This window comes from Mobiluncus sp., from assembly GCF_034180645.1.
GTDB lineage: Bacteria > Actinomycetota > Actinomycetes > Actinomycetales > Actinomycetaceae > Mobiluncus.
Genome location: NZ_JAXFNY010000007.1, coordinates 53,573 through 78,823, shown reverse-complemented (window position 1 = coordinate 78,823; position 25,251 = coordinate 53,573). Strand labels below are relative to the sequence as shown.

Annotated in this window: 24 protein-coding genes; 20 read left to right on the top strand and 4 right to left on the bottom strand. The window is 60.0% G+C overall.

Annotation, left to right across the window (positions count from 1 at the left end; all coding sequences use genetic code 11):
* Positions 1-222 precede the first annotated feature (222 nt).
* Positions 223-507 carry a type II toxin-antitoxin system RelE/ParE family toxin gene (locus tag SPI05_RS02725; RefSeq protein ID WP_321075925.1) on the bottom strand — a complete coding sequence of 95 codons (285 nt, stop codon included), beginning with the start codon at positions 505-507 and terminating at the stop codon, positions 223-225.
* Between the two features lie 9 nt (positions 508-516).
* The gene (gene relB / locus SPI05_RS02720) at positions 517-744 is read right to left on the bottom strand and encodes a type II toxin-antitoxin system RelB family antitoxin (RefSeq protein WP_321075923.1); all 228 of its coding nucleotides are present in this window, start codon (positions 742-744) and stop codon (positions 517-519) included.
* A 349-nt stretch (positions 745-1,093) separates the two neighbouring features.
* On the opposite strand from relB, the gene SPI05_RS02715 reads away from it, so the two are divergent.
* Positions 1,094-1,642: a YbhB/YbcL family Raf kinase inhibitor-like protein gene (locus tag SPI05_RS02715; protein ID WP_321075921.1), complete on the top strand. Its 549-nt coding sequence runs from the start codon at positions 1,094-1,096 to the stop codon at positions 1,640-1,642.
* A 72-nt stretch (positions 1,643-1,714) separates the two neighbouring features.
* Here the strand turns inward: SPI05_RS02715 and SPI05_RS02710 are convergent, their stop codons facing one another.
* Positions 1,715-3,019: an isochorismate synthase MenF gene (locus SPI05_RS02710; RefSeq protein WP_321075920.1), complete on the bottom strand. Its 1,305-nt coding sequence runs from the start codon at positions 3,017-3,019 to the stop codon at positions 1,715-1,717.
* Positions 3,020-3,367: 348 nt separating this feature from the next.
* Between SPI05_RS02710 and ndhC the strand changes: the two genes are divergently transcribed.
* The 16 genes from ndhC to SPI05_RS02630 are packed head-to-tail and all read left to right on the top strand — an operon-like array spanning position 3,368 to position 21,095.
* Complete coding sequence (gene ndhC / locus SPI05_RS02705) at positions 3,368-3,727, top strand: NADH-quinone oxidoreductase subunit A (RefSeq protein ID WP_321075918.1); 360 nt, start codon at positions 3,368-3,370, stop codon at positions 3,725-3,727.
* A gap of 32 nt (positions 3,728-3,759) precedes the next feature.
* Positions 3,760-4,305: an NADH-quinone oxidoreductase subunit B gene (locus tag SPI05_RS02700; protein ID WP_282921016.1), complete on the top strand. Its 546-nt coding sequence runs from the start codon at positions 3,760-3,762 to the stop codon at positions 4,303-4,305.
* Positions 4,302-5,042 (top strand): NADH-quinone oxidoreductase subunit C, encoded by a 741-nt coding sequence (locus SPI05_RS02695; protein ID WP_321075915.1) that lies wholly within the window; start codon positions 4,302-4,304, stop codon positions 5,040-5,042. The genes SPI05_RS02700 and SPI05_RS02695 overlap by 4 nt, the downstream gene beginning before the upstream one ends.
* Positions 5,039-6,412, top strand: a complete 1,374-nt coding sequence (locus SPI05_RS02690; RefSeq protein ID WP_321075913.1) for an NADH-quinone oxidoreductase subunit D — start codon at positions 5,039-5,041, stop codon at positions 6,410-6,412. Before SPI05_RS02695 ends, SPI05_RS02690 begins: the two co-directional genes overlap by 4 nt.
* A complete protein-coding gene (gene nuoE, locus SPI05_RS02685; RefSeq protein ID WP_295027597.1) occupies positions 6,409-7,110 on the top strand; it encodes an NADH-quinone oxidoreductase subunit NuoE in 702 nt (233 codons plus the stop codon). The genes SPI05_RS02690 and nuoE overlap by 4 nt, the downstream gene beginning before the upstream one ends.
* Before the next feature lie 2 nt (positions 7,111-7,112).
* Positions 7,113-8,441 carry an NADH-quinone oxidoreductase subunit NuoF gene (gene nuoF, locus SPI05_RS02680; RefSeq protein ID WP_321075905.1) on the top strand — a complete coding sequence of 443 codons (1,329 nt, stop codon included), beginning with the start codon at positions 7,113-7,115 and terminating at the stop codon, positions 8,439-8,441.
* On the top strand, positions 8,442-11,054 hold the full coding sequence (locus SPI05_RS02675) for an NADH-quinone oxidoreductase subunit G (RefSeq protein ID WP_321075901.1): 2,613 nt from the start codon (positions 8,442-8,444) through the stop codon (positions 11,052-11,054). It abuts the gene before it with no gap.
* 5 nt (positions 11,055-11,059) lie between these two features.
* Complete coding sequence (gene nuoH / locus SPI05_RS02670; protein ID WP_321075898.1) at positions 11,060-12,418, top strand: NADH-quinone oxidoreductase subunit NuoH; 1,359 nt, start codon at positions 11,060-11,062, stop codon at positions 12,416-12,418.
* Entirely contained in the window at positions 12,415-13,146 is a 732-nt protein-coding gene (nuoI, locus tag SPI05_RS02665; RefSeq protein WP_321075896.1) for an NADH-quinone oxidoreductase subunit NuoI, read from the top strand. Before nuoH ends, nuoI begins: the two co-directional genes overlap by 4 nt.
* Complete coding sequence (locus SPI05_RS02660) at positions 13,143-14,117, top strand: NADH-quinone oxidoreductase subunit J (RefSeq protein WP_321075894.1); 975 nt, start codon at positions 13,143-13,145, stop codon at positions 14,115-14,117. The genes nuoI and SPI05_RS02660 overlap by 4 nt, the downstream gene beginning before the upstream one ends.
* Positions 14,114-14,413 (top strand): NADH-quinone oxidoreductase subunit NuoK, encoded by a 300-nt coding sequence (gene nuoK / locus SPI05_RS02655; RefSeq protein WP_282921025.1) that lies wholly within the window; start codon positions 14,114-14,116, stop codon positions 14,411-14,413. The genes SPI05_RS02660 and nuoK overlap by 4 nt, the downstream gene beginning before the upstream one ends.
* Before the next feature lie 15 nt (positions 14,414-14,428).
* On the top strand, positions 14,429-16,420 hold the full coding sequence (gene nuoL, locus SPI05_RS02650; RefSeq protein ID WP_321075891.1) for an NADH-quinone oxidoreductase subunit L: 1,992 nt from the start codon (positions 14,429-14,431) through the stop codon (positions 16,418-16,420).
* Positions 16,421-16,432: 12 nt separating this feature from the next.
* Positions 16,433-18,025, top strand: coding sequence for an NADH-quinone oxidoreductase subunit M (locus SPI05_RS02645; protein ID WP_321075889.1), 1,593 nt, complete (start codon positions 16,433-16,435; stop codon positions 18,023-18,025).
* Entirely contained in the window at positions 18,022-19,608 is a 1,587-nt protein-coding gene (nuoN, locus tag SPI05_RS02640; RefSeq protein ID WP_321075887.1) for an NADH-quinone oxidoreductase subunit NuoN, read from the top strand. Before SPI05_RS02645 ends, nuoN begins: the two co-directional genes overlap by 4 nt.
* A gap of 10 nt (positions 19,609-19,618) precedes the next feature.
* A complete protein-coding gene (locus SPI05_RS02635) occupies positions 19,619-20,671 on the top strand; it encodes a polyprenyl synthetase family protein (protein WP_321075885.1) in 1,053 nt (350 codons plus the stop codon).
* A 25-nt stretch (positions 20,672-20,696) separates the two neighbouring features.
* Positions 20,697-21,095, top strand: coding sequence for a hypothetical protein (locus SPI05_RS02630; RefSeq protein WP_321075881.1), 399 nt, complete (start codon positions 20,697-20,699; stop codon positions 21,093-21,095).
* Positions 21,096-21,287: 192 nt separating this feature from the next.
* Here SPI05_RS02630 and SPI05_RS02625 read toward each other — a convergent pair whose 3' ends face one another.
* Positions 21,288-22,148, bottom strand: a complete 861-nt coding sequence (locus tag SPI05_RS02625; RefSeq protein WP_321075879.1) for an SDR family oxidoreductase — start codon at positions 22,146-22,148, stop codon at positions 21,288-21,290.
* Positions 22,149-22,261: 113 nt separating this feature from the next.
* Here SPI05_RS02625 and lepB point away from each other — a divergent pair, with 113 nt between their 5' ends.
* The 3 genes from lepB (at position 22,262) to SPI05_RS02610 (ending at position 25,192) form a co-directional block, all read left to right on the top strand.
* Positions 22,262-23,161: a signal peptidase I gene (lepB, locus tag SPI05_RS02620; RefSeq protein WP_321075877.1), complete on the top strand. Its 900-nt coding sequence runs from the start codon at positions 22,262-22,264 to the stop codon at positions 23,159-23,161.
* A gap of 70 nt (positions 23,162-23,231) precedes the next feature.
* Positions 23,232-24,083, top strand: coding sequence for a zinc metalloprotease HtpX (gene htpX / locus SPI05_RS02615; RefSeq protein ID WP_321075875.1), 852 nt, complete (start codon positions 23,232-23,234; stop codon positions 24,081-24,083).
* A gap of 65 nt (positions 24,084-24,148) precedes the next feature.
* Complete coding sequence (locus tag SPI05_RS02610) at positions 24,149-25,192, top strand: adenosine deaminase (protein ID WP_307741641.1); 1,044 nt, start codon at positions 24,149-24,151, stop codon at positions 25,190-25,192.
* Positions 25,193-25,251 lie beyond the last annotated feature (59 nt).

Sequence of the window (25,251 nt, the reverse complement as noted above, 5' to 3'; positions counted from 1 at the left end):
TTTTTTTTTCTTTCTTTAAAAAATTAAAAATTTTTGGGGGGGGGGGGGGGCGGCGTGTGCCCCCCCCCCCCCCGCAGCTTTATTCCCATCTTCTCGAGTGAAGCCCACCTAATCTCGGCGCCTGCGTCCCGCCCCCTCGGGCCTCGCCATCGTCGCGCCCTGCTTCCCTGCCCGAGTCTTGTGTTTAGTGCTTTCATTCGCTGGAGGCTTATGAATCAGTGGCTAAATCTTGGGTAATGGGCGGTAGACGCCTTGTCTGTGCCCGGTGCGGACAATGTTAATCACCAGTTCCTGATCTTTAATCTGTCCTATCACTCGGTAGGAACCGATTCTCCAACGCCAGCCGTTTTTGGTTCCTTGCAGCTGTTTACCTTGGGGGATACCTCTGGGGTTCTCGCATCCATCCAGGTGGTCGCGCACCCACGTCACGAGGAGGATGCGTTGCTTTTTAGGGATACTTTTTAGGTCTTTGCGAGCAGCATTGGTCCAGCGGACTTGATAAGACATTTGCGTGGGTCACTCATCTTCCATGACTTCGCGCATAATCTCATCCGTGGTGTAACGGGCGCCGTCGTCTTCTTTCAGGGCTTGCATATAGTCTTGCGTGTCGAGGGCATCTTCCAGTTTTTCTAACGCTGCCCGACGGATAAATTGTGAAAAGCTGATTCCTAAGAAGTCAGCATATGCTTGTATCCATTCACGTTCCTGCTGGTCAAAACGTATCGCGGTGGTAGTTTTCGCCATTGTACTCTCCCCTCGCATTGCGCTGTAATACGTTAAGCGTAGCACTTAAATGTCGTCAGGGAGTTGAATAGTTCACTGTTGGTGAGGGGTTTTGGTGTCAACGGAGCAGAGTCCTGCGCCATTGACACCGTACAAACACGCGTTGAGCGTTTTTGCTACATGTCACAAAATCGCTCAAAGTAGCGTTCCGCAGTTGTAATACCTGGGGTTTAGAGGGAGCGGGTCTGGGTAACGCCAAGCTACACTTAAGGCGTATCTGTCCTCGCCGGTCGGCACAGACTGCCGTGCCGGTTGGCGGGATTACCTACCGCACACCGAAACCCGAATACCCCAACAGTTAGGAGACATCATGAACTTAGATTCTCGCCCCCTCGCCCCGCACCCTTATGCTGAGGCACTCCCGCAGCTGCCGTCCTTTACCCTCACCAGTGAAAACTTGCAGGAGGGAGTGGCCATGCCCCGTGATTTTTCCGGGGAGGGCGAAAACCTTTCACCCCAGCTGTCTTGGTCCGGGGCGCCAGCGCAGACTGCCTCTTATGTCTTGAGTTGTTTCGATCCCGATGCTCCCACGCCGTCCGGCTACTGGCATTGGACGGTGGTGGATATTCCCCCGTCAGTGACTTCCCTGCCGCTGGGGGCAGGAGCGGATGACGCGACCATTCAGGCCGTGACCGAGGGGCGAGCTTTTCATATCCGTAACGATACCGGGGTTTTTGCTTACGACGGCCCGTTTCCACCGGCGGGGGACCGGGAACACCGCTATGTTTTCGCAGTTCACGCCCTGAAAATCCCCACCCTTGAGCTGGCTCCGGATACCGCGACGAACGCCACGGTGCACTTCATGAGCTTGTTCAACGGTTTGGCACGCGCGACCCTGACCGCCACCTATCGCCGCTAGGGCAGCGGTCGCACTGAACCCGCCCATTGGCGAGGTCGCGGGATTGGGCAATCCTCCCGCGCGCTCCGCGAGTCAGTCAGCCGACAAGTCCAGACAATCCCGGATCGGCGCCAGTTTTGCCCCGGTTTCCCGCCATTCGGTTTCCGGGTCGGAATCTGCCATGATGCCCGCCCCGACCCAGGCCTCCACGCCGAGCGCATCGAGCTGGGCGCACCGCAGCGCCAAAGCCAACTGACCCCCGCCCTGGGCATCGACCCAGCCCACCGGTCCGGCGTAACGCCCGCGATCCGCTTCAAACCGGGAGATAAACCTCCGCGCAAACTCCCGCGGCAGCCCGCACACGGCAGCCGTGGGGTGAAACTGCGCGACCAGGTGCAAAAGCGTCTTGCCCACCGGCACCCGCAGGTGCAAATCCGTGGCCAAATGGGTCAGATTCGGCAGCTGTAACAGGTAGGGCCCGCTCGCCTCCAAATCGGGGTCGACGCGGCACAAAGGCTCGGCCACCGAACGCAGCGCCACCTGGTGTTCCGCCAGGTTTTTCGCCGAATGAGCCAAATCCACATCCTCGCCGGGCGTCGCCGTGCCCGCCAAGACCCGCGAATGCGCCCGTCCTGCGGCAGCCTCCAGCAACATCTCCGGCGTAGCTCCGACCAGCCCCCCGACATTGAAAATCCAGCAAGTCGGGTAGCGTTCGCGCAGGCGGGCAGCCAAAAACCCGCCGGCAGCCCGAGCTCGCGCCGCGCCAGTAGCCCCGGCGAACTCGAAGCGAGCCGGACGGGCCATCACGATTTTCTCCGCTTTGCCCGCCCGGATAGCGCGCACGGCGGCGGTGACGTTTTCCTGGTAAGACGTTTTTCCCACTACGGCGGCAGGTCGCGTTTGCAGGGCATCTTGGCGCTGGCGGTGGGGAAAGTTTTTAATCCAAGCAATGGCGGCCCGATACAATCGGTCCGCTCTAGGCTCATCAACGCTGGCGGCTTGATAAGCCACGGTAATCCACGCCCCCTCCTCGTCGCTGCCCACCAGGAATGACGGCAGAACAAACACCGAGGCAGCCGCGCTATTAAAACCAAAGGACGCGAAAGCCACCGGGCCGCTGCCGCGTCGCTGCACCGCATCAAACACCCGGGCGTGGCGTCCCACCAGGTACCACGCCGCGCCAGCCCGATTCAGGTCCGACCCGTCCTCCCAATGCCAGGCTGGCGCAAAGTCCTGACCGGGAAAATCCCCCAAACCCGGCGCAGCCAACGTGAGGGGGGCGCCTTGTGCAGGGGGAGAAGCAAAGAAAAATCCGTCCGTGGGGAGTGCCGCGGCCTCCATCGGGAACAGCTCCGGGGACAAATCACGGTCAAGAGCGCGAGTGTGGACGAATAGCACCCATCTATCCTAGGTTCCCCCGCTCAGCGCCCAAAACCGGCAGGGTAGCATGCGGGCAGACTCCCGACGCGGCCCTACGCCTGAGAGCGCAGAACTTCCCGCCAACCGCCCTCTCTCAGCAGGGACCCAAGTCCCAATTAGAAAACTCCTTTTTTCCTAAATCGAATCCGCACCGCAGGCCACAGACCGCCCAAAACCCGGAGAAGCTCGGCGATAATCCTGCATTCCGTACAAAATTTACTGAGCTAGGGGAAAAACTTGTAGGGTAGAGCTGGCAACTCGCCTGGGAAGATTTTGCTGGTTACGGTGCCGGCAGGCAACTCAGGTGTTTTCAAAGATGGAGAAGCTATGAACGTTTACGTAGCGCTGCTGATAATGCTGTTAGTAGCCGGGTTGGTGGCCTTAGCAGGGGTTTTATCCGGTTATCTGTTCGGCCCTACGAAGCCAAACCGCGTTAAGAATGCCAACTATGAATGTGGCTGTGACCCCACTCCGAATCGCGGAAACCAGGCGCGTTTCCCGGTTAAGTACTACCTAACCGCCATGATGTTTATCATTTTCGACATCGAGGTGGTTTTTCTATACCCCTGGGCGATTTCCTTTTTCCAGCAAGGAGAGTTCGGCATGTTCGTCATGATGACTTTCGTGGAACTGCTGGCAGTTCCCTTTATCTATGTGTGGGCCCGTCGTGGCTTTGACTGGAACTAAACCGTTCCAAGTATTTTGGAGGAAACCATAAAATGTTGGATCAAGATTCTGACGGCTTGGCGGCGTTGCCGGAAAAGCTCACTGATTTTGCGCGCTCCCTCTCGATTTGGCCCGTCACGATGGGTTTGGCGTGCTGTGCTATCGAGATGATGGCGACCGCGGCTTCGCGTTTCGATATCGCCCGTTTCGGTTCGGAGGTGTTCCGTTCCTCTCCGCGTCACGCTGACGTGATGCTGGTTTCGGGTCGGGTCTCGCACAAGATGGCCACCATCATGCGCAACGTATATGACGAGATGGCCGACCCGAAGTGGGTCATCTCGATGGGGGCTTGCGCCTCGTCGGGCGGCGTGTTCAATAACTACGCCATTGTGCAGGGCTGCGACCACGTGGTGCCGGTAGACATCTATCTGCCGGGTTGCCCGCCGCGTCCGGAAATGCTGCTGGGGGCGTTGCTGAGCTTGCGCGACCACATCAAGGTCGATCCTTTGGGCAAGAATCGTGAGGAAGCTATCCGCAAGGCGGAAGCCGCGGCGCTGCAGGCGGCCTCGTTGAACGACATGAAGGGACTGATGGCGTGAGCGAAGAAACTCAAGATTTGCAAGCCGCCCCGGAGGGCGAACTGGAGCCGAAACTGCCCCAGTACGCCAATCCTCGCGGCGAATCCCTGGGGGTGCGTGACAACCCGTTCGGGGTTCACGGCACCGGCGACACTTCCGGTTACGGTCAGTTGCATCGGGAAGTCACGATGCCCGGGCAGTCCCCGAAGCCTTACGGGGGCTGGTTCGATGACTGCGTCGATTACCTGGAGGAGGATTTGCGTGAGGCCGGGGTGGATCCTCTCACTGCCATAGACCGGGTCGTCGTTTCCCACGGCGAGCTGACGATTCATGTCGCTCGCGAACACCTGGTGACGGTTGCAAAAGCGTTGCGTGACGACCAGGACTTGCGCTTTGAGTTGTGCATGGGCGTGTCCGGGGTGCATTACCCGCACGACACCGGGCGGGAACTGCACGCCGTGTACCACTTCATCAGCGTGACCCACAATCACAACCTGCGCATCGAGACTGCGGCCCCCGAGTCAGACCCGAAAATCCCTTCCATCGTGGATATTTACCCCGGAAACAACTGGCACGAGCGGGAAACTTTCGACATGATGGGCATCATCTTTACCGGTCACCCGGCCTTGACCCGATCCCTGCTTCCCGATGATTGGGTCGGTCACCCGCAACGTAAGGACTACCCGCTGGGCGGGATTCCAGTGCAATTTAAGGGCGGCACCGTCCCGCCTGCAGACACGCGGAGGAGCTACAGTTGAGTACCGAAACTATGAACCCAGAGGCAAAAACGCAAAATGTTCATGCCACGGCGGGGGCTGGCGAATATGTGCCGGGAATGCCGGAGTTTTCCGTTCAGGACGGGGAATGGGCCGCGATGGCCGCTGACCTCGAGTCGGCTCACAATGACCGGATTGCCGTCAACTTGGGCCCGGTGCACCCCTCCACTCACGGCGTGTTGCGCGTAGTGGTGGAACTGGAGGGCGAAACGATTAAGGATTGCCGTTTGGGTACCGGCTACCTGCACACCGGTATCGAAAAATCTATGGAATACCGCACTTACAACCAGGGCGTGGCCTACTGCACCCGCATGGACTACGTGGCGCCGTTCTTTACTGAAGTCGCCTGGTGTTTGGCGGTCGAAAAAGCTCTGGGGGTAACGGACCAGGTGCCTCGGCGGGCCAACGAAATCCGGGTGCTGTTGATGGAGCTGAACCGGATTGCTTCGCACCTGATCGCTATCGGCACTGGCGCGAACGAGCTGGGCGCGACGACCATGCTGACCACCGGGTTCCGGGCTCGTGAAGAAATCCTGCGGATTTTTGAACACATTACTGGCCTGCGCATGAACAACACCTATATGCGTCCCGGCGGCGTGTCCAACGATCTGCTGGACGACACCATCGACATGATTCGTGAAAAGCTCCCGCTGGTCAAACGCGACATTGGCGAAATGCAGGACTTGATTATGGCCAACCCCATCTTTATTGGCCGTATGAAGAACGTGGGGTGGCTGCCGCTGTCCACCATGATGGCGCTATCCCTGACCGGTCCGTGCCTGCGAGCGGGTGGTTTGCCGCTGGATATGCGCAAGTTGCAGCCCTACTGCGGGTACGAGACTTACATTTTCGATGTTCCCACCCGCGACCATTCCGACTGCTACACGCGTACCGAGGTGCGTTTCGCGGAAATGTACCAGTCCCTGCGCATTGTCTACCAGGTGCTGGATCGTTTGGAGCAAAGCAAGGGTGAGCCGGTTATGATTGCCGACCCCAAGTTCGCTTACCCCTCCAAGCTGACCATCGGCGCGGACGGCCAAGGCCAGGACCCGGAGCACGTGTCGCATATTATGGGGCATTCGATGGAGGAACTCATTCACCACTTCAAGCTGGTGACCGAGGGGTTCCGGATTCCGCCCGGTCAGGTTTACGCCCAGATTGAACATGCCAAGGGCATACAGGGCGTGCACCTGGTGACCGACGGCGGCACCCGGCCTTACCGGGCGCACTTCCGCGACCCCTCTTATGCAAACCTGCAATCTGCCTCCATGATGTGCGAGGGTGGCTTGATTTCTGACTTGGTGGTGTCAATCGGTTCGATTGACCCGGTGTTTGGAGGTGTGGATCGATGAAACCGTATCCTGAGGACGTCAAAGCGCGTCTGGTTCGCGAAGGCCGAGAGATTATTGCTCGCTACCCCGAGGGGCATTCGCGTTCGGCGCTGCTGCCGTTGCTGCACCTGGTGCAGTCTGAGGACGGCTTCGTGTCCGCCAACGGTATCGAGTTGTGCTCCGAACTGTTGGGGATTAGCCCCGCGGAAGTTTCGGCGGTCGCCACGTTCTATACCCAGTACAAGCGTCGTCCCAACGGGGAATACAACGTGGGGGTGTGTACCACTTCGCTGTGCGCCGTCATGGGTGGCGACGAAATTTGGGAAACCGTGTGCGACCACTTGGGCATCGGCAACGGGGAAACGACCGCGGACGGGAAAGTTACCCTGGAAGCGATTGAATGTAACGCCGCCTGCGACTTTGCCCCCGTCGTCATGGTGAACTGGGAATTCTTTGATAACCAAACCCCGCAATCTGCCGTGAAACTCGTTGACGATTTGCGTGCCGGCAACCCGGTGCAGCCGACCCGCGGCCCGAATCACGTCCCGACGTTTAAGGAAAACGAGCACCTCTTGGCTGGTTTCGAGGACGGGCTGGCTGACGAGGGCGAATCCGCCGGTGTTCCCACCCTGCTGGGCAAGCGCATCGCTGCGGAAAAAGGTTGGGGAATCCCCAGCGACCCGGGCTGGTCCGCTCCCGAAGCGAAGGAAGGTGAATAGTCATGAGTGAACTGAACCTGACTGACATTCCTGGTGGTGAGGTGCCGCTGACCCCGATTTTGTCGGATATGTGGGGTGTAGACCGGTCTTGGACCTTGGAGGCCTACCGGGCCCGCGGGGGATACAAAGGCTTGGAAAAAGCCAACTCGATGGATCCCGCCGATGTCCTGGCCGCGGTCAAGAACTCGGGGTTGCGCGGTCGTGGTGGCGCGGGCTTCCCCGCGGGGTTGAAGTGGTCGTTCCTGCCTCCCGATGACGGTTTGCCGCGCTACCTGACGGTGAACGCTGACGAGTCCGAGCCGGGGACCTGTAAGGATATTCCGCAAATCATGGCGAACCCGCACGCCCTCATCGAGGGGATGGCGATTTGTTCCCGCGCGATTCGCTGCGAACACGCTTTCGTGTATCTGCGCGGAGAAGTGACCCACCCGCTGCGCCGACTGCTGGCCGCTATCCGGGAAGCAACCGAGGCGGGACTGCTGGGCGACCTCAAGATTACCGCCCACTCCGGGGCGGGAGCCTACATCTGCGGTGAGGAAACCGCCCTGCTGGATTCGTTGGAGGGCCGGCGCGGACACCCGCGGTTGAAGCCGCCGTTCCCGGCCGCCCAGGGCCTGTACGCTCGTCCTACCGTCATCAACAACGTCGAGACGATTTCCCAGGTCGCGGGCATCTTTAAGTATTCGGATAACTGGTATGCCTCGATGGGTACGGAAAAGTCGAAGGGGCACGGCATCTTCTCGATTTCCGGCCACGTGGCTCACCCCGGCCAGTTTGAGGCGCCCTTCGGAATCACGATGCGCCAACTCTTGGGATACTGCGGCGGAATGCGCTCCGGTCACGACCTGAAGTTTTGGGCGGTCGGGGGTTCCTCGGCACCTATCTTTACCCCCGAAGAACTCGACGTTCCCCTAACCTATGAGGAAGTCGCCACCGCCGGTTCGATGCTGGCCACCCGCGCTATTCAAGTGTTTGACGAAACGACTTCAGTCGTGCGCGTCATGACCCGCTGGGTGGACTTTTATCAGCATGAATCCTGCGGCAAATGCACCCCGTGCCGGGAAGGCACCTATTGGATGAAGCAAATCATGCACCGCCTCGAAGCCGGTAAAGGCGAGGTTGGTGACGTGGACAAGCTGCTGTCGATTACTTCCGAGATTGGCGGGGGTTGCTTCTGCGCGCTGGGCGCCGCGGCCGTCACCCCGGTGAAGTCCGGCATTGAACGTTTCCGTGACGAGTTTGAAAAAGGCTACACAACCCCGGCTTGGGAGTTGTTCCCCTACGAACGCAGCGTGTACTACCACGAGGCATCGGGCGAGGCAGGTAAATAAATGAGCGACGAAGTGCAAATGGTCAATATTAAAGTTGACGGCAAGCCCCTGGAAGTGCCCAAAGGCACCCTGGCGATTCGGGCTTGCGAGATGGCCGGAGTCTACGTGCCGCGCTTCTGCGACCACCCGTTGCTAAAACCGGTGGCCGCCTGCCGCGCGTGCCTGGTCGAGGTAGCTATGCCCAACCGGCAAGGTGAAGTTGCCAAGATGCCCAGACCGATGCCGGCCTGTTCGACCACCTGTACGGATCGGATGGAGATTTACACCCAGTTCACCTCCGAGGTCGCGGCCAAAGCCCAAAACGGTATCCTGGAGTTCCTGCTGGTCAATCACCCGTTGGACTGCCCGGTTTGTGACAAGGGCGGGGAATGCCCGCTGCAGAACCAGACGTTCATGGAGGGCAACCCGACCTCGCGTTTCACCGATAAAAAGCGTGTCTGGCCCAAGCCGGTGCGTCTGACTTCCGAGATTTTGTTGGATCGGGACCGCTGCGTGCTGTGCCAGCGTTGCGTGCGTTTCGGTAAAGAAATCGCCGGTGATGCGTTTTTGGATCTACAAGGGCGGGGCGGCGGTTCTTCTCCGCGCGACGACCACTTCTTTATGGGCGAGAACATTGGTTCTTTCGACACGCAGGTGTTGGGGATTTATGACGAGGAGGCGAACCCGGACGGCGCTACCGTCACCCCTTGTGAATCTATGACCGGCCCGAGCGGGGAGCCTGGCATCATCGGTTCGATGCATTCGGGCAACCCGGACGTGGCGCACCGCGACGTGTCCGGTCGCCGTTTCGCCTCGTACTTCTCCGGCAACGTCACCCAGATTTGTCCGGTCGGCGCGCTTACGAACGCCTCCTACCGTTTCCGGGCGCGTCCCCACGACCTCATTTCGACCCCCTCGATTACCGACCAGGACGCCAGTGGGGCGGAAATCCGCGTCGATGCCCGCCGCGGGGTCGTGTTGCGCCAGTTGGCGGGGGATAATCCCGAGGTCAACGAGGAATGGATTTCTGACAAGGATCGTTACGCTTTCGCGTGGCAGTCCTCTACTGACCGTTTGACCCGCCCGATGGTGCGTAACGACGCGGGCGAGTTGGAGGAAACTGACTGGGGCACCGCCCTTTCCCGGGCCGCCGCCTATGTTACAGAATCTGCACAAAACTCGGAGGTCACGTTCTTCCCCGGCGAACACCTGACCCTCGAGGACTACTACGCTTGGGGCAAGTTCGCCCACGTGGTGGGTAAATCGAACATCGTGGATGCGCGCTCGCGGGACTTCCGCATGGACGAAGTGAACTTCATCAAACTGCGGGTCGCGGGGCGTCCGGTAACAGTGACTTACCAAGACATTGAAAAAGCGCCGTTTGTGTTCCTGGTAGACCTGGAGCCGGAGGACGAATGCGCCACTCTGTTCCTGCGGCTACGCAAAGCCACACAAAACCACGGCACGAAGGTCGCCACCCTCGCCTCGTTCTTGAGCGATGGGGCGCGCAAGCTCGGCGCTACCCTGGTGCAAAACCAGCCGGGGGAGCAACTCCAGATTTTGCAAGACATTGCCGCAGGTAAAGGCGAGTTTGCTTGGGTGAAAGAATCCCTGAGCCAGCCCGGATCGCTGGTGTTGATAGGAGAGCGCGCCAGCTTGGTCGTTGACGAGCTGGAATATGCTGCGCGCCTGGCCGATGCCACCAATGCCGCTTGGGCGTGGATACCGCGGCGCGCCGGTTCACGTGCCGCTATTGAGGCGGGCTGCTTCCCCGGTCTGCTGCCGCGCGGTCGCCTAGTGACAGACCAGGCGGCACGCGCCGACATCGATGCGGCTTGGGGCCTAAAGGAGCCGCTGCACGAGAATCTGCCGCTGTGTTTCCGGTGCATGTTGACCCCCGAGGCTTGGGAACAGTTCCTGCCCGGCACCACCATGGTGATGGGCGGGGTGGACCTGCGCGACTTGGAGGACCCGGACGGCACGCGGGAAGTCCTCAAAGGCGTGAAGCACGTTATCCAGCTGGAGGTGCGCAAGACCGAGATTACCCAGTACGCTGATGTCGTGCTGCCGGTGGCTCCGCCGCACGAAAAGAGCGGAACTTTCATCAACTGGGAGGGCCGGCTGCGTCCTTTCGGTCAGGCTTTGGCCTCGCACGCGCTGCCGGACTGGAAAGTCATGAACCTGCTGGCCCGGGCCGCGGGCTACGACCTGGGGCTGGACTCTCTGGCCGCGATTTGGCACGAGTACGAAGAGCTGGGTCCCTGGCAAGGCATTCGTTTGGGGGCGCCTTTCCGTGAGGATCCTCCCATTGTTCCCCCCGAGGCCGGCCAGGCTTTGGTCATCACCTGGAAGCCTCTCCTGGACGCGGGGCGCTGCCAAGACGGCGAACCGTACTTGGCGGGGACTGCCAAAGTTCCGGTGGTGCGCATGAGCGCGGAAACCGCCCGGGAAAACGGTATTACCGACTTTGCCAAGATTACGGGACCGAAAGGTGCCCTAACTCTGCCGGTGGTGCTCACTGACCTGCCGGAGCGGGTCGTGTGGATGCCGGAATGTTCCCCCGGATCCCTGGTTCACGAAACCTTAGGTTCGGCTTACGGCCAGCTTGTTAGCTTGAAAGCAGCGGAGGCGTAACCATCATGTACACATTGATTCCTATCCTGACCGTTATGGGAGCTGACCTGTGGCCCGTCGGGGCGGCGGCTCCGAAAGGGGCTGACTTCAGCCAGGAAACCTGGTGGATTTCCCTCATCAAAGCCCTGATTATCATCGTGACGCTGATTCTCTATGTGCTGTTGGCACTGTGGGTGGAGCGCCGCGGGTTGGGCCGTATTCAAACCCGTCCCGGTCCGAACGTGCGCGGCCCGCTCGGTTTGCTCCAAGCCGTTGCGGACGCCGGCAAGATGGTGTTCAAAGAAAACTTCCGTCTCAAAGGCGCCGACACCCTGATTTATCTGGTTTCCCCGATTCTGGTGGCATTCACGGCTTTCGCCATCTTCGCGCTGATCCCCTTCGGGCCCAACGTGACGATTGGCGGAATCTCCACCCCGCTGCAGTTGTTTGACTCCGGGGTCGCCACGCTAATCGTGCTGGCGATTTCCTCCATCGGGATTTACGGGATCGTTCTGGGTGGCTGGTCGGCGAACTCTCCGTTTCCGCTGCTCGGTTCCGTGCGTTCCACGGCTCAAGTTATCTCCTATGAGCTGGCGATGGGCACCGCCTTGGTCAGCGTGTTCATCATGGCTGGTTCCATGTCCACTTCCGAAATCGTGGAGGCGCAAAAGGATCCGAGCTGGCTGCTGGGACTGTTGCCCGCCTTTATCGTCTATCTCATTGCTTCTTTCGGGGAAACGAACCGTCTGCCGTTCGACTTGACCGAATGCGAAAGCGAGCTGGTGGCCGGGCATCAAACCGAATACTCGGGAATGAACTTCGCCTGGTACTACCTGGCGGAATACATCAACATCTTTAATGTTTCCGCCGTGGCGGTGACTATGTTCCTGGGCGGCTACAAAGCGCCGTGGCCGTGGGACTTCATGAACCCCGTCACCGGGTCGCCGTGGTGGGGAATTCTGTGGTTCACGCTCAAGGTGTGGTTCCTGTTCTGGATTTTTGTGTGGGTTCGCGGTACCCAGGTGCGTTTCCGCTATGACCAGTTCATGAATCTGGGCTGGAAGGTCCTGATTCCGGTCGGCTTCGTGTGGATGATGGCGGTGGCTTGGGTTAAGGCGTTGCCCGTGTTCTTCGGCTTCAACTCGCAACAAATCATGATTGCGGTAGCGGGGGTCTGTGTGGTGCTGCTGGTCATCGTGATGTTGATTCCCGTCAAGAAAGCGAAACCGGTTGCGGAGAAACCCTTCGACCCGATGGCGGACGGATTCCCGGTCCCGCCCCTCCCGGGACAAGAGCTGCCCCCCAGTCCTCGTTCTGGACTCTTGAAAGTCACTCCCAACATCCCGGCTGAAACGGCCATCACGGGCGGAAAGGAAGAAAAGTGAGCGCGCAAACTTCTGACAACAACTTGGTCGCCTCCCCTGACGAACCGGACCACGTCGCCGCGTCAACCGGTCCTGCCCCCGCCGCGGACGCGGATCCCCAGCTGTGGCAACGGAAGAAAAAAGGCCCCATCGCGGAGTCTCTGAAAGCGGTCGCCGGTTTCGGAGTCACGTTCCGCAACTTCTTCCGCCCCTACGTGACTGAACAGTACCCGTTCGAAAAGGTGCCGACCCAGCCGCGCTACCACGGACGTCACCAGCTGAACCGCTACCCGGACGGCTTGGAAAAGTGTGTGGGCTGCGAACTGTGCGCCTGGGCTTGCCCGGCCGACGCCATCTATGTGGAGGCCGCCTCGAACACCCCGGAGGAACAATACAGCGCCGGGGAACGTTACGGGCGGGTCTACCAAATCAACTACCTGCGCTGCATCTTTTGCGGGATGTGCATCGAAGCCTGCCCGACGCGGGCCCTCACTATGTCCAACGATTACGAGATTTGGGACGACAACCGCGAGGATTTGATTTTTGAAAAGGACCGCCTGTTGGTTCCTTTGAATGCCGGAATGCTCGACACGCCGCACCCGATGGCGTCAGGCACTTCTGACATGGATTACTACAACGGAAGCGTCACCGGCGCGACCCCCGACCAGATTGACTGGGTCGCGAGTCGCCGTCCGCACGATGCCTCCTTGGCCAGCGCCGGGAAGCCGGCACAGGAGGTGAAAGCATGAGCCACTTGCTGCAAGCGGCCGCGGCCTTACCCGAGATGGGCACCGGTCAGACAATCTTCGTGGCGGTGTGTTCCGCTCTGGCGTTGATTGCGGCTTTGGGTGTCGCGCTGTCGAATCGGGCTGTTCACGCCGCGGTCTACATGGTCGCCATGATGGTGTGCGTGGCCGGCATCTATTTTTCGGTCGGTGCCGAGTTCCTGGGTGCGGTTCAGATTGTGGTTTACACCGGCGCCATCATGATGATGTTCCTGTTCGTCATCATGTTGGTGGGGGTACAAGCCGTGGACTCGCCGCGAGACTCCAAAGTCGTGACCGTGGCGGTGGCGGTGCTACTGGTCGTCGCTTTCGGGATTATGGCGATAGTGGCTGCCGCGAACACCACGGTGAACGGGGCTCCGGCGCAGCCCAGCGGGGATCCGAATCCGGTCCGATTGGCCTCCGAAGTCATCAACACTTACTATGCTCCGCTGGAAATGGTCGCCACCCTGCTGATTGTGGCCGCCGTCGGGGCGATGAGCCTGACCCACTCCGAGGCGCTGCTGCCGCGCGTGACCCAGTCTTTCCTGGTGAAGCAGCGCGTGAAAGCGTACCGGGAGACCGGTCACGTCCTGGGCCAGACCGTGCCGCCGGGTGTTTACGCCGAAACCAACGCGTTGGACGTGCCGGCTATCAGCGGCGAAACCCTGCGCCCGGTGCCGGAATCGGTGCCGCGCGTGGTGCGGGTTCGTGGCGAAGAACGATCGCTTGGGGAAGCCTCGCCGTGGACGGCTCGCGCGTTGGCGGCCGAAGTCAGCGGCGAGGTCAGTTTGCACGGCGCGAAAGCCTCCGCGCTGGTCGCGCGTTCCGGCGCGGCGGGAATGCCCGGAACCGGCGCCCCTGAAACCTTGCCAGAGCAGGCAGAACCGCTGGACAACACTATTGAGGGCCACACCGAACCTGGTGCAGCCACGAAAGAAGGAGAAAACGCATGAACGTGATGTTCCTGGTATTCGTGGCCCTGGGCCTGTTTGCCGTGGGCGCCCTGACCGTGCTGCTCCACCGTTCCGCAGTCATCGCCCTGATGGGTGTGGAAATCATGCTGAACTCGTGCAATATCGCGCTGGTGGCTCTGGGAGAAGCCAACGCCAACATGACCGGTCAGGTCCTGGCGTTCTTTGTGATGACCGTGGCGGCGGCGGAAGTCGTGGTCGGCTTGGCCCTGATCGTGTCGCTGTTCCGCTCCCGGCGCACCACCTCCCTCGACGACTTCAACCTGTTGAACGGTTAAGGGGGAAAGGAAAACATGCTGCAAACTTTCAATCTTGTCAACGGGCTGGCTAGCGGCGCGATTCTGGAATTCGGGGCCGCCACCGGCATGGCTCAGTACGCCTGGCTGATGATTGCCATCCCCTTTGTGTCCTCGATGTTCTTGCTGATTGCGGGGCGTCGCGTGGATTCCTGGGGGCACTTCCTGGGCATGTTGGCGCCGTGGGCTTCCTTCGTGATCGGTGTGATGTGCCTGGTCGAAATGCTGGGTCGCGCCCCCGAGGAACGCGCGCAGTCGCTGACCGTGTGGGAGTGGCTGCCGGGTTCCGAAGTGGCTGTGAACTTTGGGATGCTGCTTGATCCGCTGTCGATTTCCTTCGTGATGTTGGTGACTTTCGTCGGCGGCCTCATTCACATCTATTCCGTGGGCTACATGGCGGCTGACCCCGACCGGCGTCGTTTCTTCGCCTACCTGAACTTCTTTGTGGCCTCCATGCTGACCCTGGTGCTGGGCAATTCCTACCTGGTGACCTTCGTCGGTTGGGAAGGCGTCGGTTTGGCGTCCTACCTGCTGATTGGATTCTGGAACCAGGTACACAACAATGCGGTGGCCGCGAACAAGGCCTTCATCATGAACCGTATCGGCGACCTGGGGTTGCTGTTGGGCATGATGGCCATGTTTGCCACCGTCGGCTCGGTCGACTTCGCGAACGTCCTGGGGGCACAACTCAGCCCCGGCTGGGCGACCGCGATTGGCCTGTTCTTGCTGCTGGCGGCTTGTGGTAAATCCGCCCAGTTCCCGTTGCAAGCCTGGTTGGGTGACGCTATGGCGGGCCCGACGCCCGTGTCGGCCCTGATCCACGCGGCCACGATGGTGACCGCTGGTGTCTACCTGATGGTTCGCTCCGGCGCAATCTACACGCAAACCCCGGTGGCTTCCCTGGCAGTCGCCATCATCGGCGCGATTACGCTGGTGTTCGGGGCGATCGTCGGTTGCGCGAAGGACGACATGAAGAAGGTCCTGGCGGCCTCTACCATGAGCCAAATCGGTTACATGATGTTGGGTGCGGGCTTGGGTCCGGTCGGTTGGGCATTCGCCATCTTCCACCTCATTACCCACGGGTTCTTTAAGGCTCAGCTGTTCCTGTCTGCCGGTGCGGTCATGCACGCGATGGGCGAACAGGTCAACATCCGCCGCTTCGGCGGCCTGGCTAAGGTCATGAAGATTACCTGGTTCGCGTTCTTCATCGGCTGGCTGGCCATCCTGGGAATCCCGCCATTCTCCGGGTTCTTTTCCAAGGACAAAATCATCGAGGCGGCTTTCCTGCCCAACCCGAACTTCGGAACCTGGTACCCCTGGGTATTTGGTCTCGTTGCCTTGTTTGGTGCCGGTATCACCGCGTTCTATATGTCCCGCCTGTTCTTCCTCATCTTCCATGGGGAGGCCCGGTGGACCACCGAAGCGGAAGGCGCCCCGGTACACCCGCACGAGGCCGGTCCGTGGATGACCATTCCGCTCCTGGTGCTGTCCGTGTTCTCCATTGCGCTCGGTGGCCTGCTCTCGGTAGGTAACCTGTTCGTGACGTGGCTGAACCCCATCGTGAATATCGGCACCCGCGGCCAGATGGTCGAACCCGGCGAACCGGTCATGCCCGAAGCCCTGCTGATTGGGTTAACCCTGGCGGTGGTCATCATCGGTGTGGTCACCGCGTGGGTGCTGTTCATGAAACGGCCGGTCGAAAAGGCCGTGCCCGAAGCCAACGCCTTTATCATGGCGGCCCGCGAGGACCTCTACCAAGACGTTGTCAACGAAAAGGTCGCGATTATCCCCACGCTGGCACTGTCCTCCGGGGTGGCGGTGGCAGACCGGGTGGTCATCGACGGCATCGTGGAAGGCACCGGTCGGCTCTCACTCTGGCTCGGTAAGGTCGGGGCGCTGGCTCACTCCGGCTCCCCGCGCCGCTACGCTGGCTGGACCCTGTTCGGCACAGTTTTGGCTCTTGTCCTGGTATTGGCGACAAGGCTGTGAGGTAAACAAAGGATGAACATGGTTTTGACTCAAACAACTATTCCGACAACGGCTGGTTTCCCGTGGTTGTCCTTGCTGGTGTGTATCCCGATGGGGTTCGCTCTGGCAATCTGGCTCATCCCCTGGCTGCGTTCCATTGGCCGGGAAGTTTCCCTCGCCGTGTCTAGTGCCGTCCTGGCAGGTGTGCTGGTGGCTCTGTTTACCAGCTATGACTTTGCTCCGGAGACGCCGGGAGCTTTCCAACTGGGCGAATCCTACTCGTGGATGCCCGCGATTGGCCTGTCTTGGGCGCTGGGCGTCAATGGGCTGGGCATGGTGATGATTATCCTCGCCACTGCCCTGACCCCCCTGGTCATTCTGGCTTCCTGGCGGGACGACACCGACTCGAACGCGGCAGCTGGCTACGCCGCCCTCATCCTGGCTTTGGAATCTTTCATGGTGCTGCTGTTCGCCGCCCGTGACCTGCTGCTGTTCTATATCGCTTTTGAGGGGATGCTGATTCCGCTGTACTTCCTGGTGGGCCGTTACGGCAACGGGGATGCACAAGTGCGCCGCCACGCCGCTATCAAGTTCGTGCTGTATTCCCTGGCGGGCGGTTTGGTCATGCTGTTTGGCGTCATCGGCGTCTACGTGTATTCCGGCGGTGGCGACCGGGCTTTCCACATGGATTACCTGACCTCCGGGAACTTCCACCCCGGGGCAGCCGGTATGTGGATGATGACGACTTTCCTCATTGCTTTCGCAATCAAGGCTCCGATGGTTCCGGTACATACCTGGCTGCCCTCCACCGCGGCGGTTGCCCGCGGCGGCACCTCCGTGCTGTTGGTGGGGGTGCTGGACAAGGTCGGTACCTGGGGCATGATTATGTTCTGCTGGCAGCTGTTCCCCGAGGCGTCCGCCAAAGTTGCGCCCGTTATCGTGGTGTTGGCAATCATCTCGATTCTGTGGGGGGCGCTGGCGGCAATTTCGCAAAAGGACCTGCTGCGTTTGGTGTCTTTCACTTCCGTGAGCCACTTCGGGTTCATGGTGTTGGCGCTGTACATTGGCTCTCAGACCGCGATTGAGGGCGCCATGCTATACATGGTCGCCCACGGGGTGTCTATCGCCGGTTTGTTCCTGTTGAGCGGCTGGCTGACTGCGCGAGGCGGCACCCAAGAAATCGCGGCCTACCGCGGTTTCCAGCGGGTTACCCCGACTTTGGCAGGCCTGTTCCTGGTGTCGGGCCTGGCGGCTATCGCCCTGCCTGGCCTGTCCGGTTTCCTGCCCGAATACTTGATTCTGGTCGGCACGTTTAAGATGAACATCGCGGCGGCGATTGTGTCTATCCTCGGGGTAGTGCTGGCTTCGGTTTACCTACTGGTGCCTTACCTGAATGTGTTTACCGGGCCGATTGACGGCGAGGTTCGCGAGGCTGACGATTTGAACTGGCGGGAAAAGCTCATCATGGTTCCCTTGGTTTTAGCGATGTTTGGTTTGGGTGTTCTGCCCGGACCGACCTTGGACCTGATCAAGCCTGATGCTGCTCTCATGTATCAAGCGGTGTCTAATAGCGGGTTGGTGTCTGCCTCAGCTGTCTTAGCCACGAGCGAAGGAGGCGCCCAATGAATGCGATTCTTCCGGTGATTGTGAAAACCTTGGAGGTTAGCCCCGTGGTGGAATGGGATGCGCTAAGCCCCCTGCTAGTCCTGCTGGGCGCCGCCGTGTTAGCGACCCTAATCGAGGCCTTCCCCTGGCCTGGCTTCCGTAAAGGCGTCAACGCCTTCCTCACTATCGCCAGCATCATTACAGCGATTATCCTGGTGGCATGGCGTTTCTCCGTGGTCGGTCAGCAGGGGGCGCGGCAAATCGCGGCGGGAACCCTGTTTGAGGATCAGCTCTCGCTGGGATTCCAGCTGGTTTTGCTGGTCGTAGGGCTGTTGGCGGCCATTGTCGTCATTGACCGCTCCACCCCGAACGACGGCTCGTTTACTCCCCAGGCGTCCGACACCCCCGGTTCTTCCCAGGAAAACTACGCGATTAAGATTCGCTACCAGCGCACGGAAATGTACGCCTTGTTCCTCTACTCGCTGGGCGGCATGATGGCTTTCATCAGCTCGGGGAACCTGTTGACCCTGTTCGTGGCGCTGGAGTTGATGAGCTTGCCGCTCTACATCATGAGCGCGATGGGTCGGCGTCGCCGCCTGCTGAGCCAAGAAGCCGGTCTGAAGTACTTTATCCTCGGCGCTTTCGCTTCGGCATTTTTCCTGATGGGTATCACCATGCTCTACGGCTACACCGGAACTTTGAGCATGGTTGAGATGTCCAACGCGGTGTCCTTGAACTCGGGCTTGGACTGGATGCTCCTGACCGGCGGAGCCATGCTGCTGGTGGGCCTATTCTTTAAGGTTTCCGCCGTGCCGTTCCACGCTTGGGCTCCCGACGTTTACCAAGGTGCGCCCTCCCCGATTTCTGGCTTTATGGCGGCCGGGGTGAAAGTCGCTGCTTTCGGCGCTCTGCTGCACCTGTACAGTTTCCTCTACACGCAGCTGAGCTGGGACTTCGTGGTCCTCATGTGGATGGTCATCATCGCGACCATCGTGGTGGGCACCTTCCTGGGCATCGTCCAAACTGACGTGAAGCGAATGTTGGCATACTCCTCGATTGCCCACGTGGGCTTCATCATGATTGCCCTGTTCGGGACTACGGGGAGTGCTTTCACTTCCATAGTCTTTTACGTCTTGGCTTACGGCGTCGCGACCATCGGCGCTTTCGCGGTCGTCTCGATTGTGCGTGACGAGGACGCAGAAGGCACGGTGCGCGGGGAGGCTTCGGCGCTGAGCTCTTGGGACGGTCTGGGGCGTAAGCATCCGGCCATGGCCGCCGCAATGGCTATCTTCCTGCTGAGCTTCGCGGGTATCCCTCTGACCGGCGGATTCATCGGAAAGTTCGTCGTGTTTGAGGCAGGCTTGGCGGCGGATCCCGCCAACGGCATCCTGGTCCTGATTGGGTTGCTGGCCTCGGTCGTTACCGCGTTCTTTTACTTCCGGGTCATCATGCGAATGTTCTTTACCGAACCCGGTTCAGACACAGCCGCCATCTCGGCTGGCGATGGCTTGACCAAGTGTGTCATCGTGCTGTGCGCGCTGGCTACCATCGCGTTGGGCGTTGCCAGCCAGCCGCTTTTGGCGTTGTTTACTCTGGGCGCATAGTCTTGAACCTGTGAGAAAAAAACTGGCCGCTACGCAATACCCGGTCTCGACCGATTCTGTCTTAGAGACACCGGGCTCACTGGAGACGAAACTCCAGGAAGCCCTAGACGACGTCGAACAGATGCTGGTGCGGGAAACCCAGACGCAGCGGGATAGCACCTCTGAGTTGGTTTCCCACCTGCGAGCCGCGGGCGGGAAACGGATGCGTCCCCTGCTGACCCTGCTCATTTCCCAGCTGGGAGCCCCGGATCAGCCGGTGTCCACCCAGGTTAAGCAAGCCGCGGTGGCGGTGGAGCTGACCCATCTCGCTTCGCTGTACCACGATGATTTGATGGACGAAGCGACCGTGCGCCGCGGGGTGCGCGCGGCCCACATGCAATGGACGAACACCCTGGCAGTGATGGCGGGAGATTTGATTTTTGCCCGCGCCTCCCTGCTGGTATCCGAACTCGGACCTAGCATCGTGGCGCAGCATTCCCAAACTTTCGAGCGGTTGTGCCTGGGGCAAATGCATGACATTTTCGGTCCCGGCGATGATGACGACCCCATAGAGTTTTATATCGACGTGCTGCGGGACAAAACCGGCGCGCTGATTGGCTGTGCGGCGCTGTATGGGGCGGAACTATCCGGCTGCGAGGCGACCACGGTCGCGGCCGTGACCCAGTTCGGGGAGGATTTGGGCGTGGCGTTCCAGATTGCCGATGATGTGCTGGATTTGCAGGCCACCGAGGCTCAAAGCGGAAAAACTCCCGGAGCCGACCTGCGCGACGGCACGAAAACCCTGCCCGTCCTGCTACTGGAAAAGACCGTGCAGGAGGGTCGGGGCACCGAGGCCGACCGCGCCTTGTTGAAAGCGATTGGCGATACGGACTCTCTGCAAGATGACGCGGTTTTAGCCCAGGTCACAGCTCAGTTGGCGGCGCACCCGGTGACGGCGGAAACAAAGCGACTCGCCGGGCAGTGGGTCGAACGAGCCTTGGGGCACCTGGATCACATTGCCGAAGGAAAAGTTAAGGCCGCTCTTTCGGATTTTGCACACTTGCAAATTAACCGCCTAAAGTAGACCTGAAACTGAGGAGGATATCACTATGATTCGTAAAATTGCCGGACTGTGCCTGGCGGGAGCCCTGGTATTTAGCTTGACTGCCTGCGGAAACGAAGCCAAGGACGGGACGAAACCCAGCAAGGATGAGTTTTCTACGGCTCTGGCTGACCAGCTCGCCGCCGCCAAGAGCGGTGCCGATGGGGAGGCTAAAGATAAGCAACAAGAGGCCGCCGTGGTGGACGTTATGTCTGTGGCTTTGGCTGCCTGCGCGGCCGATAAGGTCTATGAAGATTTGCCTTCCGGCACCGTGATTACGGTGGTTGAGGGCCGGTTGAACGACCTGACGCCGGGACACCGCCGCACCGTCGACGATGCCGTGAAAGCCTGTGCGGAAGAGATCGCCGCTGATTCCAGCGGTAAATCCAAAGAATCCGGAAAGTAAGGCAACAGGGGATTCGCTGCACATCTGTGCGGCGAATCCCTTTTTTGTGCTGTTCCGGGATTGGGGTACGCAGGCGCGCCGATTTGACGCTACTTCGTAGCGTCGCCGTTTTATTTATGTGGTGCTTCGCCTGAAACGGCACATCGGTGCCGTTTCTTAACGGCTCCGCGCTGTTGGCGCGCCGATTTGACGCTACTTCGTAGCGTCGCCGGCGCGCCCTGTGAACTCATTCATTGTGTCGGCGACGCCGAAGAATTCCACCATCGCGTCCATGAAAGGTACCGGGAAGGCCTGCAAAACCTGTACCAGGCGCACGATTGGGGGGTGGACCTTAAACTGGGTACCTTTGTCGATTGCGTCCAACACCTGCGCGGCGACTTTTTCCGGAGTAAGGATGGGTAAAACCAGGGAAAACTTTGTTTTCACCCCGGCGAACATCCCGGTCGAAATGTAATACGGGCAGTACAGCAAGGTATGGACGTGTGAACCCATATGGCGCAGTTCCGCACGCAGGGATTGGGCAAAACCGACCGCCCCGAACTTGGAACCGTTGTAGTCACTCAGGCGCGGCACCCCGACCAACCCAGCAGCCGAAGCGATCGTCACGACTGAACCGCGGTCACGCGCAATCATGCCCGGCAAAAACTCGCGAACCGTACGGTAGTGGGCAATCGTGTTCACCTCGAAAGAACGCTGCACATCGCGGTCGGTCGTTTCCAACACAGGTTTGCCGGTGACGATACCGGCATTGTTGATGAGGATGTCAACCCTGCCGTACTCGCTCAAGGTCTGTCGAGCAGCTTCATGTACGACCTCGGCATCGGTGACGTCCACCGTGAACGCCCCGGAACGGAAACGCGGCGCCGTGGCGGCAGCTTCCGCCATACCGGCCGTTTCCGTGCCGGCCTCGGCATTCAAATCCCAAATGATGACGGCTCTGGCTCCGCGCCGGGCAGCTTCCACGGCCATCAGCCGGCCAATCCCGGACCCAGCCCCGGTAATCAACACCACGGCACCCTTTACCGGGGCCTTGAAAGGTTTGAAAAACAACATCTTGCCCGCCTTCCTGCAGAATGTTCCCACCGAGGGCTGACATAGACCCCGGATTAGACCAAATTCTATTACTGAGACGCAATCGGTGTGGGTCAAACGGTAGGATTGAGGACGTGAGAAAAAAGACGCAGCTGACCGGGGACACTGGGGACCCCGCCGAACGCGCCGCAGCGACCCCCGAGGCTGCACTGTCGCGCACTCACCACAAAAGGACTAAGAACTCGCCGTGGTGGGTGGACTTGGTTGTGGGGGTGGTCGTCGCTGTTGTCTTAATGGCGCTGGCCAAAGCGTTTGTTTTTCAATTTTTCGTGATTCCTTCCGAGTCAATGGAAAATACCCTGATGAAGGGCGACCGGATTTTTGTTTCGAAAATGAAGAACTTTCAGCCAATTGAGCGCGGCGACATCGTAGTGTTCGAGGATCGCCACAACTGGCTGCCTGACGAGTTTAAGAACGACAACCCCACCGGTTTTGCCGCTACCGCCTTCGGACAGGCCCTCGATAAAGGGCTGCGGGTGTTGCAGCTGAAACCCGAATATCCCGGGGGATACCTGGTCAAACGGGTCGTTGGAGTTAGCGGGGACCACGTGACCTGCTGCAATGTCCAAAATAAGATTGAGGTTAACGGCAAGGTCGTGGCGGAACCCTATGTGAAGAAGGGCGCGAACACGATACCGGTGTCTTTTGATGTGACCGTGCCCGCCGGCAAGTATTGGGTGATGGGGGACAACCGCGATAATTCCGGGGATTCCCGCTACCATCAGGACGACAACAACCACGGTTTCGTGGACGAGGAACAAATCGTGGGCCGCACTGTGCTGCGCTATTTCCCCGTGAGCCGGATTAAGACTTTTTCCAACCCGGGCCTCAATCAGCTGCCTCGCGCGACCAAGACGGCCCGGCCCCCGACCAACCAGCCGCCTCCGAGCGACCAGCAGCCCCAGACACCGCCGCCTGCTACCGAAGCTGTCTCGCCCGGAGCCTCCCCGGAGGGCGCGAAAAACAATAAATAGCGCGGAAAATTCGTACCGTAGGTGGAGACTTCCCGGCGAGATTTAGCTCACTTATCGTTACAATCAAAGCGTGAAGAAACATTTCAATGGCTTGAAAACCGCAGTGCTGCTGGGAGTGCTGTGGATGGTACTGTTGGCAATCGGCGCCCTGTTAGCGGGCGGCACCGGAAACCGCACGTGGATTATCGTGTTCGGGGCCATCGCCCTGATTCAAACCGCGGTGGGCTATTGGAACTCTGACAAAATCGCTTTGCGTGCCATGAACGCCCAGCCGCTCACCCCCCAGCAAGCCCCCGAACTGTACTCGATGGTGCAGGGCTTGTGCCAGCAAGCTGACCAGCCCATGCCGGCCTTGTACATTGCCCCGACCCAAACTCCCAACGCCTTCGCGACCGGACGCAACCCGCAGCACGCGGCGGTGTGCGTCACCCAGGGCATTCTGGACATTCTGGAGCCGCGCGAACTGCGGGCCGTGCTGGGTCACGAACTCATGCACGTGTACAACCGGGATATTCTCACGTCCTCGGTGGCGGCTGGTTTGGCCGGAGTCATCACGTCTATAGCCCAGTTTGCCCTGTATTTTGGAGGGCGCGACCGTGAAGACGGGGGGGTGATTGCCGGTCTGTTGCTCGCCTTGGTGGCACCTATCGCGGCTTCACTCATTCAGCTGAGTATTTCCCGGACTCGCGAGTTTGATGCGGACGAGGACGGTGCGCGCCTGGCTAATGACCCGCTGGCGCTGGCTTCGGCGCTCAAGAAGCTGGAAACCGGGGTGGCTCGCGCCCCGTTGACGCCCACTCCGCAGCGTCAAACCGTGTCCGCCATGATGATTGCCCACCCGTTTCGGGCGCGTAACCTGTTTTCGACCCACCCCCCGATGGATCAGAGGATAAAGCGTCTGGAAGAAATGGCGGGATATTAGTCCCGGAAACCCGGGGGCTGGGGGCGAAGTTTTTTCCGGCGGGAAAAACCCCTAGATTAGTAACCGTGAGTGAACTGAAGCGGGATTTGCGGGCTTTGCCCAAGGCGCATCTACACCTGCACTTTACCGGGGCGATGCGTCCCCAGACCCTGCTGGAGTTGGCTCGGGAAACTCAGCAGCGTCTGCCGCGCTTTATGGGGGAAGGCGACCCCCTGCACGTCCCGGCTGACGAGCGTGGTTGGTTCCGTTTTCAACGTTCCTATGACCTGGCACGAGCCTTGGTGCGCTGCGAAACGGTGATGCGTCGCATTGTGCGGGAGGCTGCCGAGGATGACGCGGCGGAAGGCTCGCGGCGTCTAGAAATACAAGTCGACCCCACGTCTTATGCCCCCTGGGTGGGTGGGCTGACTCCCGCCCTGGAAATCATCCTGGACGAAGCGAAAGTTTCCGCCGCCACAACCGGGGTGGAAATCGGGGTCATTGTGGCGGCGTCGCGCACTCGCAACCCGATGGATGCCCGGACTTTGGCGCGTTTAGCCTCTCGCTATGCCGGGGATCAGCCGGGGGAAGTCATCGGATTCGGGCTGTCCAACGATGAACGTGCCGGTTCCACCCCTGACTTTGAACCGGCGTTTCGCATCGCCGCGAGGGCGGGGCTGGCCAGCTTTCCCCACGGCGGGGAACTGCGCGGCCCGGAACATATCGCCCAAGTGGTGCGCCACCTGCATCCCGCCCGCCTGGGCCACGGGGTCAGGGCCGCGGAACAACCCGACCTGCTGAAGTCGCTGGTCGACCACGGTATAGCTCTGGAAGTGTGTCCAGCCTCGAACGTATCCCTAGGGGTGTATCCCACGCTCGCCGAAGTTCCCTTGCGTACCTTGACTGAGGCCGGCGCTACGGTTGCGCTGGGGGCAGACGATCCGCTGCTGTTCCGGTCTCGGCTGTTGGACCAGTATGAATTTGCTCGTCAGGTCGCCGGGTTTACCGACCGGGAGCTGGCCGAACTGGCTGCAGGCTCTGTCCGTGCCTCGCTGGCCAGTGCGCCAACCAAGACAAAACTGCTGGAGCAAATCGATTTGTGGCTCAAGAGTTCCAATCCTGGGAATTAAACGGGTAAAATCTGATGATAGTTGCTTTCCGGGATGGCGACGAGTTTTGCTGTGTGCCT

Bases quoted from the DNA above. Each gene is read 5' to 3' on its own strand.
- relB (WP_321075923.1), bottom strand. From the start codon at position 744: ATGGCGAAAACTACCACCGCGATACGTTTTGACCAGCAGGAACGTGAA.
- nuoF (WP_321075905.1), top strand. From the start codon at position 7,113: ATGAGTGAACTGAACCTGACTGACATTCCTGGTGGTGAGGTGCCGCTG.
- SPI05_RS02725 (WP_321075925.1), bottom strand. From the start codon at position 507: ATGTCTTATCAAGTCCGCTGGACCAATGCTGCTCGCAAAGACCTAAAA.
- SPI05_RS02700 (WP_282921016.1), top strand. From the start codon at position 3,760: ATGTTGGATCAAGATTCTGACGGCTTGGCGGCGTTGCCGGAAAAGCTC.
- SPI05_RS02630 (WP_321075881.1), top strand. From the start codon at position 20,697: ATGATTCGTAAAATTGCCGGACTGTGCCTGGCGGGAGCCCTGGTATTT.
- nuoK (WP_282921025.1), top strand. From the start codon at position 14,114: ATGAACGTGATGTTCCTGGTATTCGTGGCCCTGGGCCTGTTTGCCGTG.
- SPI05_RS02715 (WP_321075921.1), top strand. From the start codon at position 1,094: ATGAACTTAGATTCTCGCCCCCTCGCCCCGCACCCTTATGCTGAGGCA.
- nuoL (WP_321075891.1), top strand. From the start codon at position 14,429: ATGCTGCAAACTTTCAATCTTGTCAACGGGCTGGCTAGCGGCGCGATT.
- nuoE (WP_295027597.1), top strand. From the start codon at position 6,409: ATGAAACCGTATCCTGAGGACGTCAAAGCGCGTCTGGTTCGCGAAGGC.
- ndhC (WP_321075918.1), top strand. From the start codon at position 3,368: ATGAACGTTTACGTAGCGCTGCTGATAATGCTGTTAGTAGCCGGGTTG.
- nuoH (WP_321075898.1), top strand. From the start codon at position 11,060: ATGTACACATTGATTCCTATCCTGACCGTTATGGGAGCTGACCTGTGG.
- nuoN (WP_321075887.1), top strand. From the start codon at position 18,022: ATGAATGCGATTCTTCCGGTGATTGTGAAAACCTTGGAGGTTAGCCCC.
- SPI05_RS02675 (WP_321075901.1), top strand. From the start codon at position 8,442: ATGAGCGACGAAGTGCAAATGGTCAATATTAAAGTTGACGGCAAGCCC.
- SPI05_RS02645 (WP_321075889.1), top strand. From the start codon at position 16,433: ATGAACATGGTTTTGACTCAAACAACTATTCCGACAACGGCTGGTTTC.
- SPI05_RS02625 (WP_321075879.1), bottom strand. From the start codon at position 22,148: ATGTTGTTTTTCAAACCTTTCAAGGCCCCGGTAAAGGGTGCCGTGGTG.
- SPI05_RS02660 (WP_321075894.1), top strand. From the start codon at position 13,143: ATGAGCCACTTGCTGCAAGCGGCCGCGGCCTTACCCGAGATGGGCACC.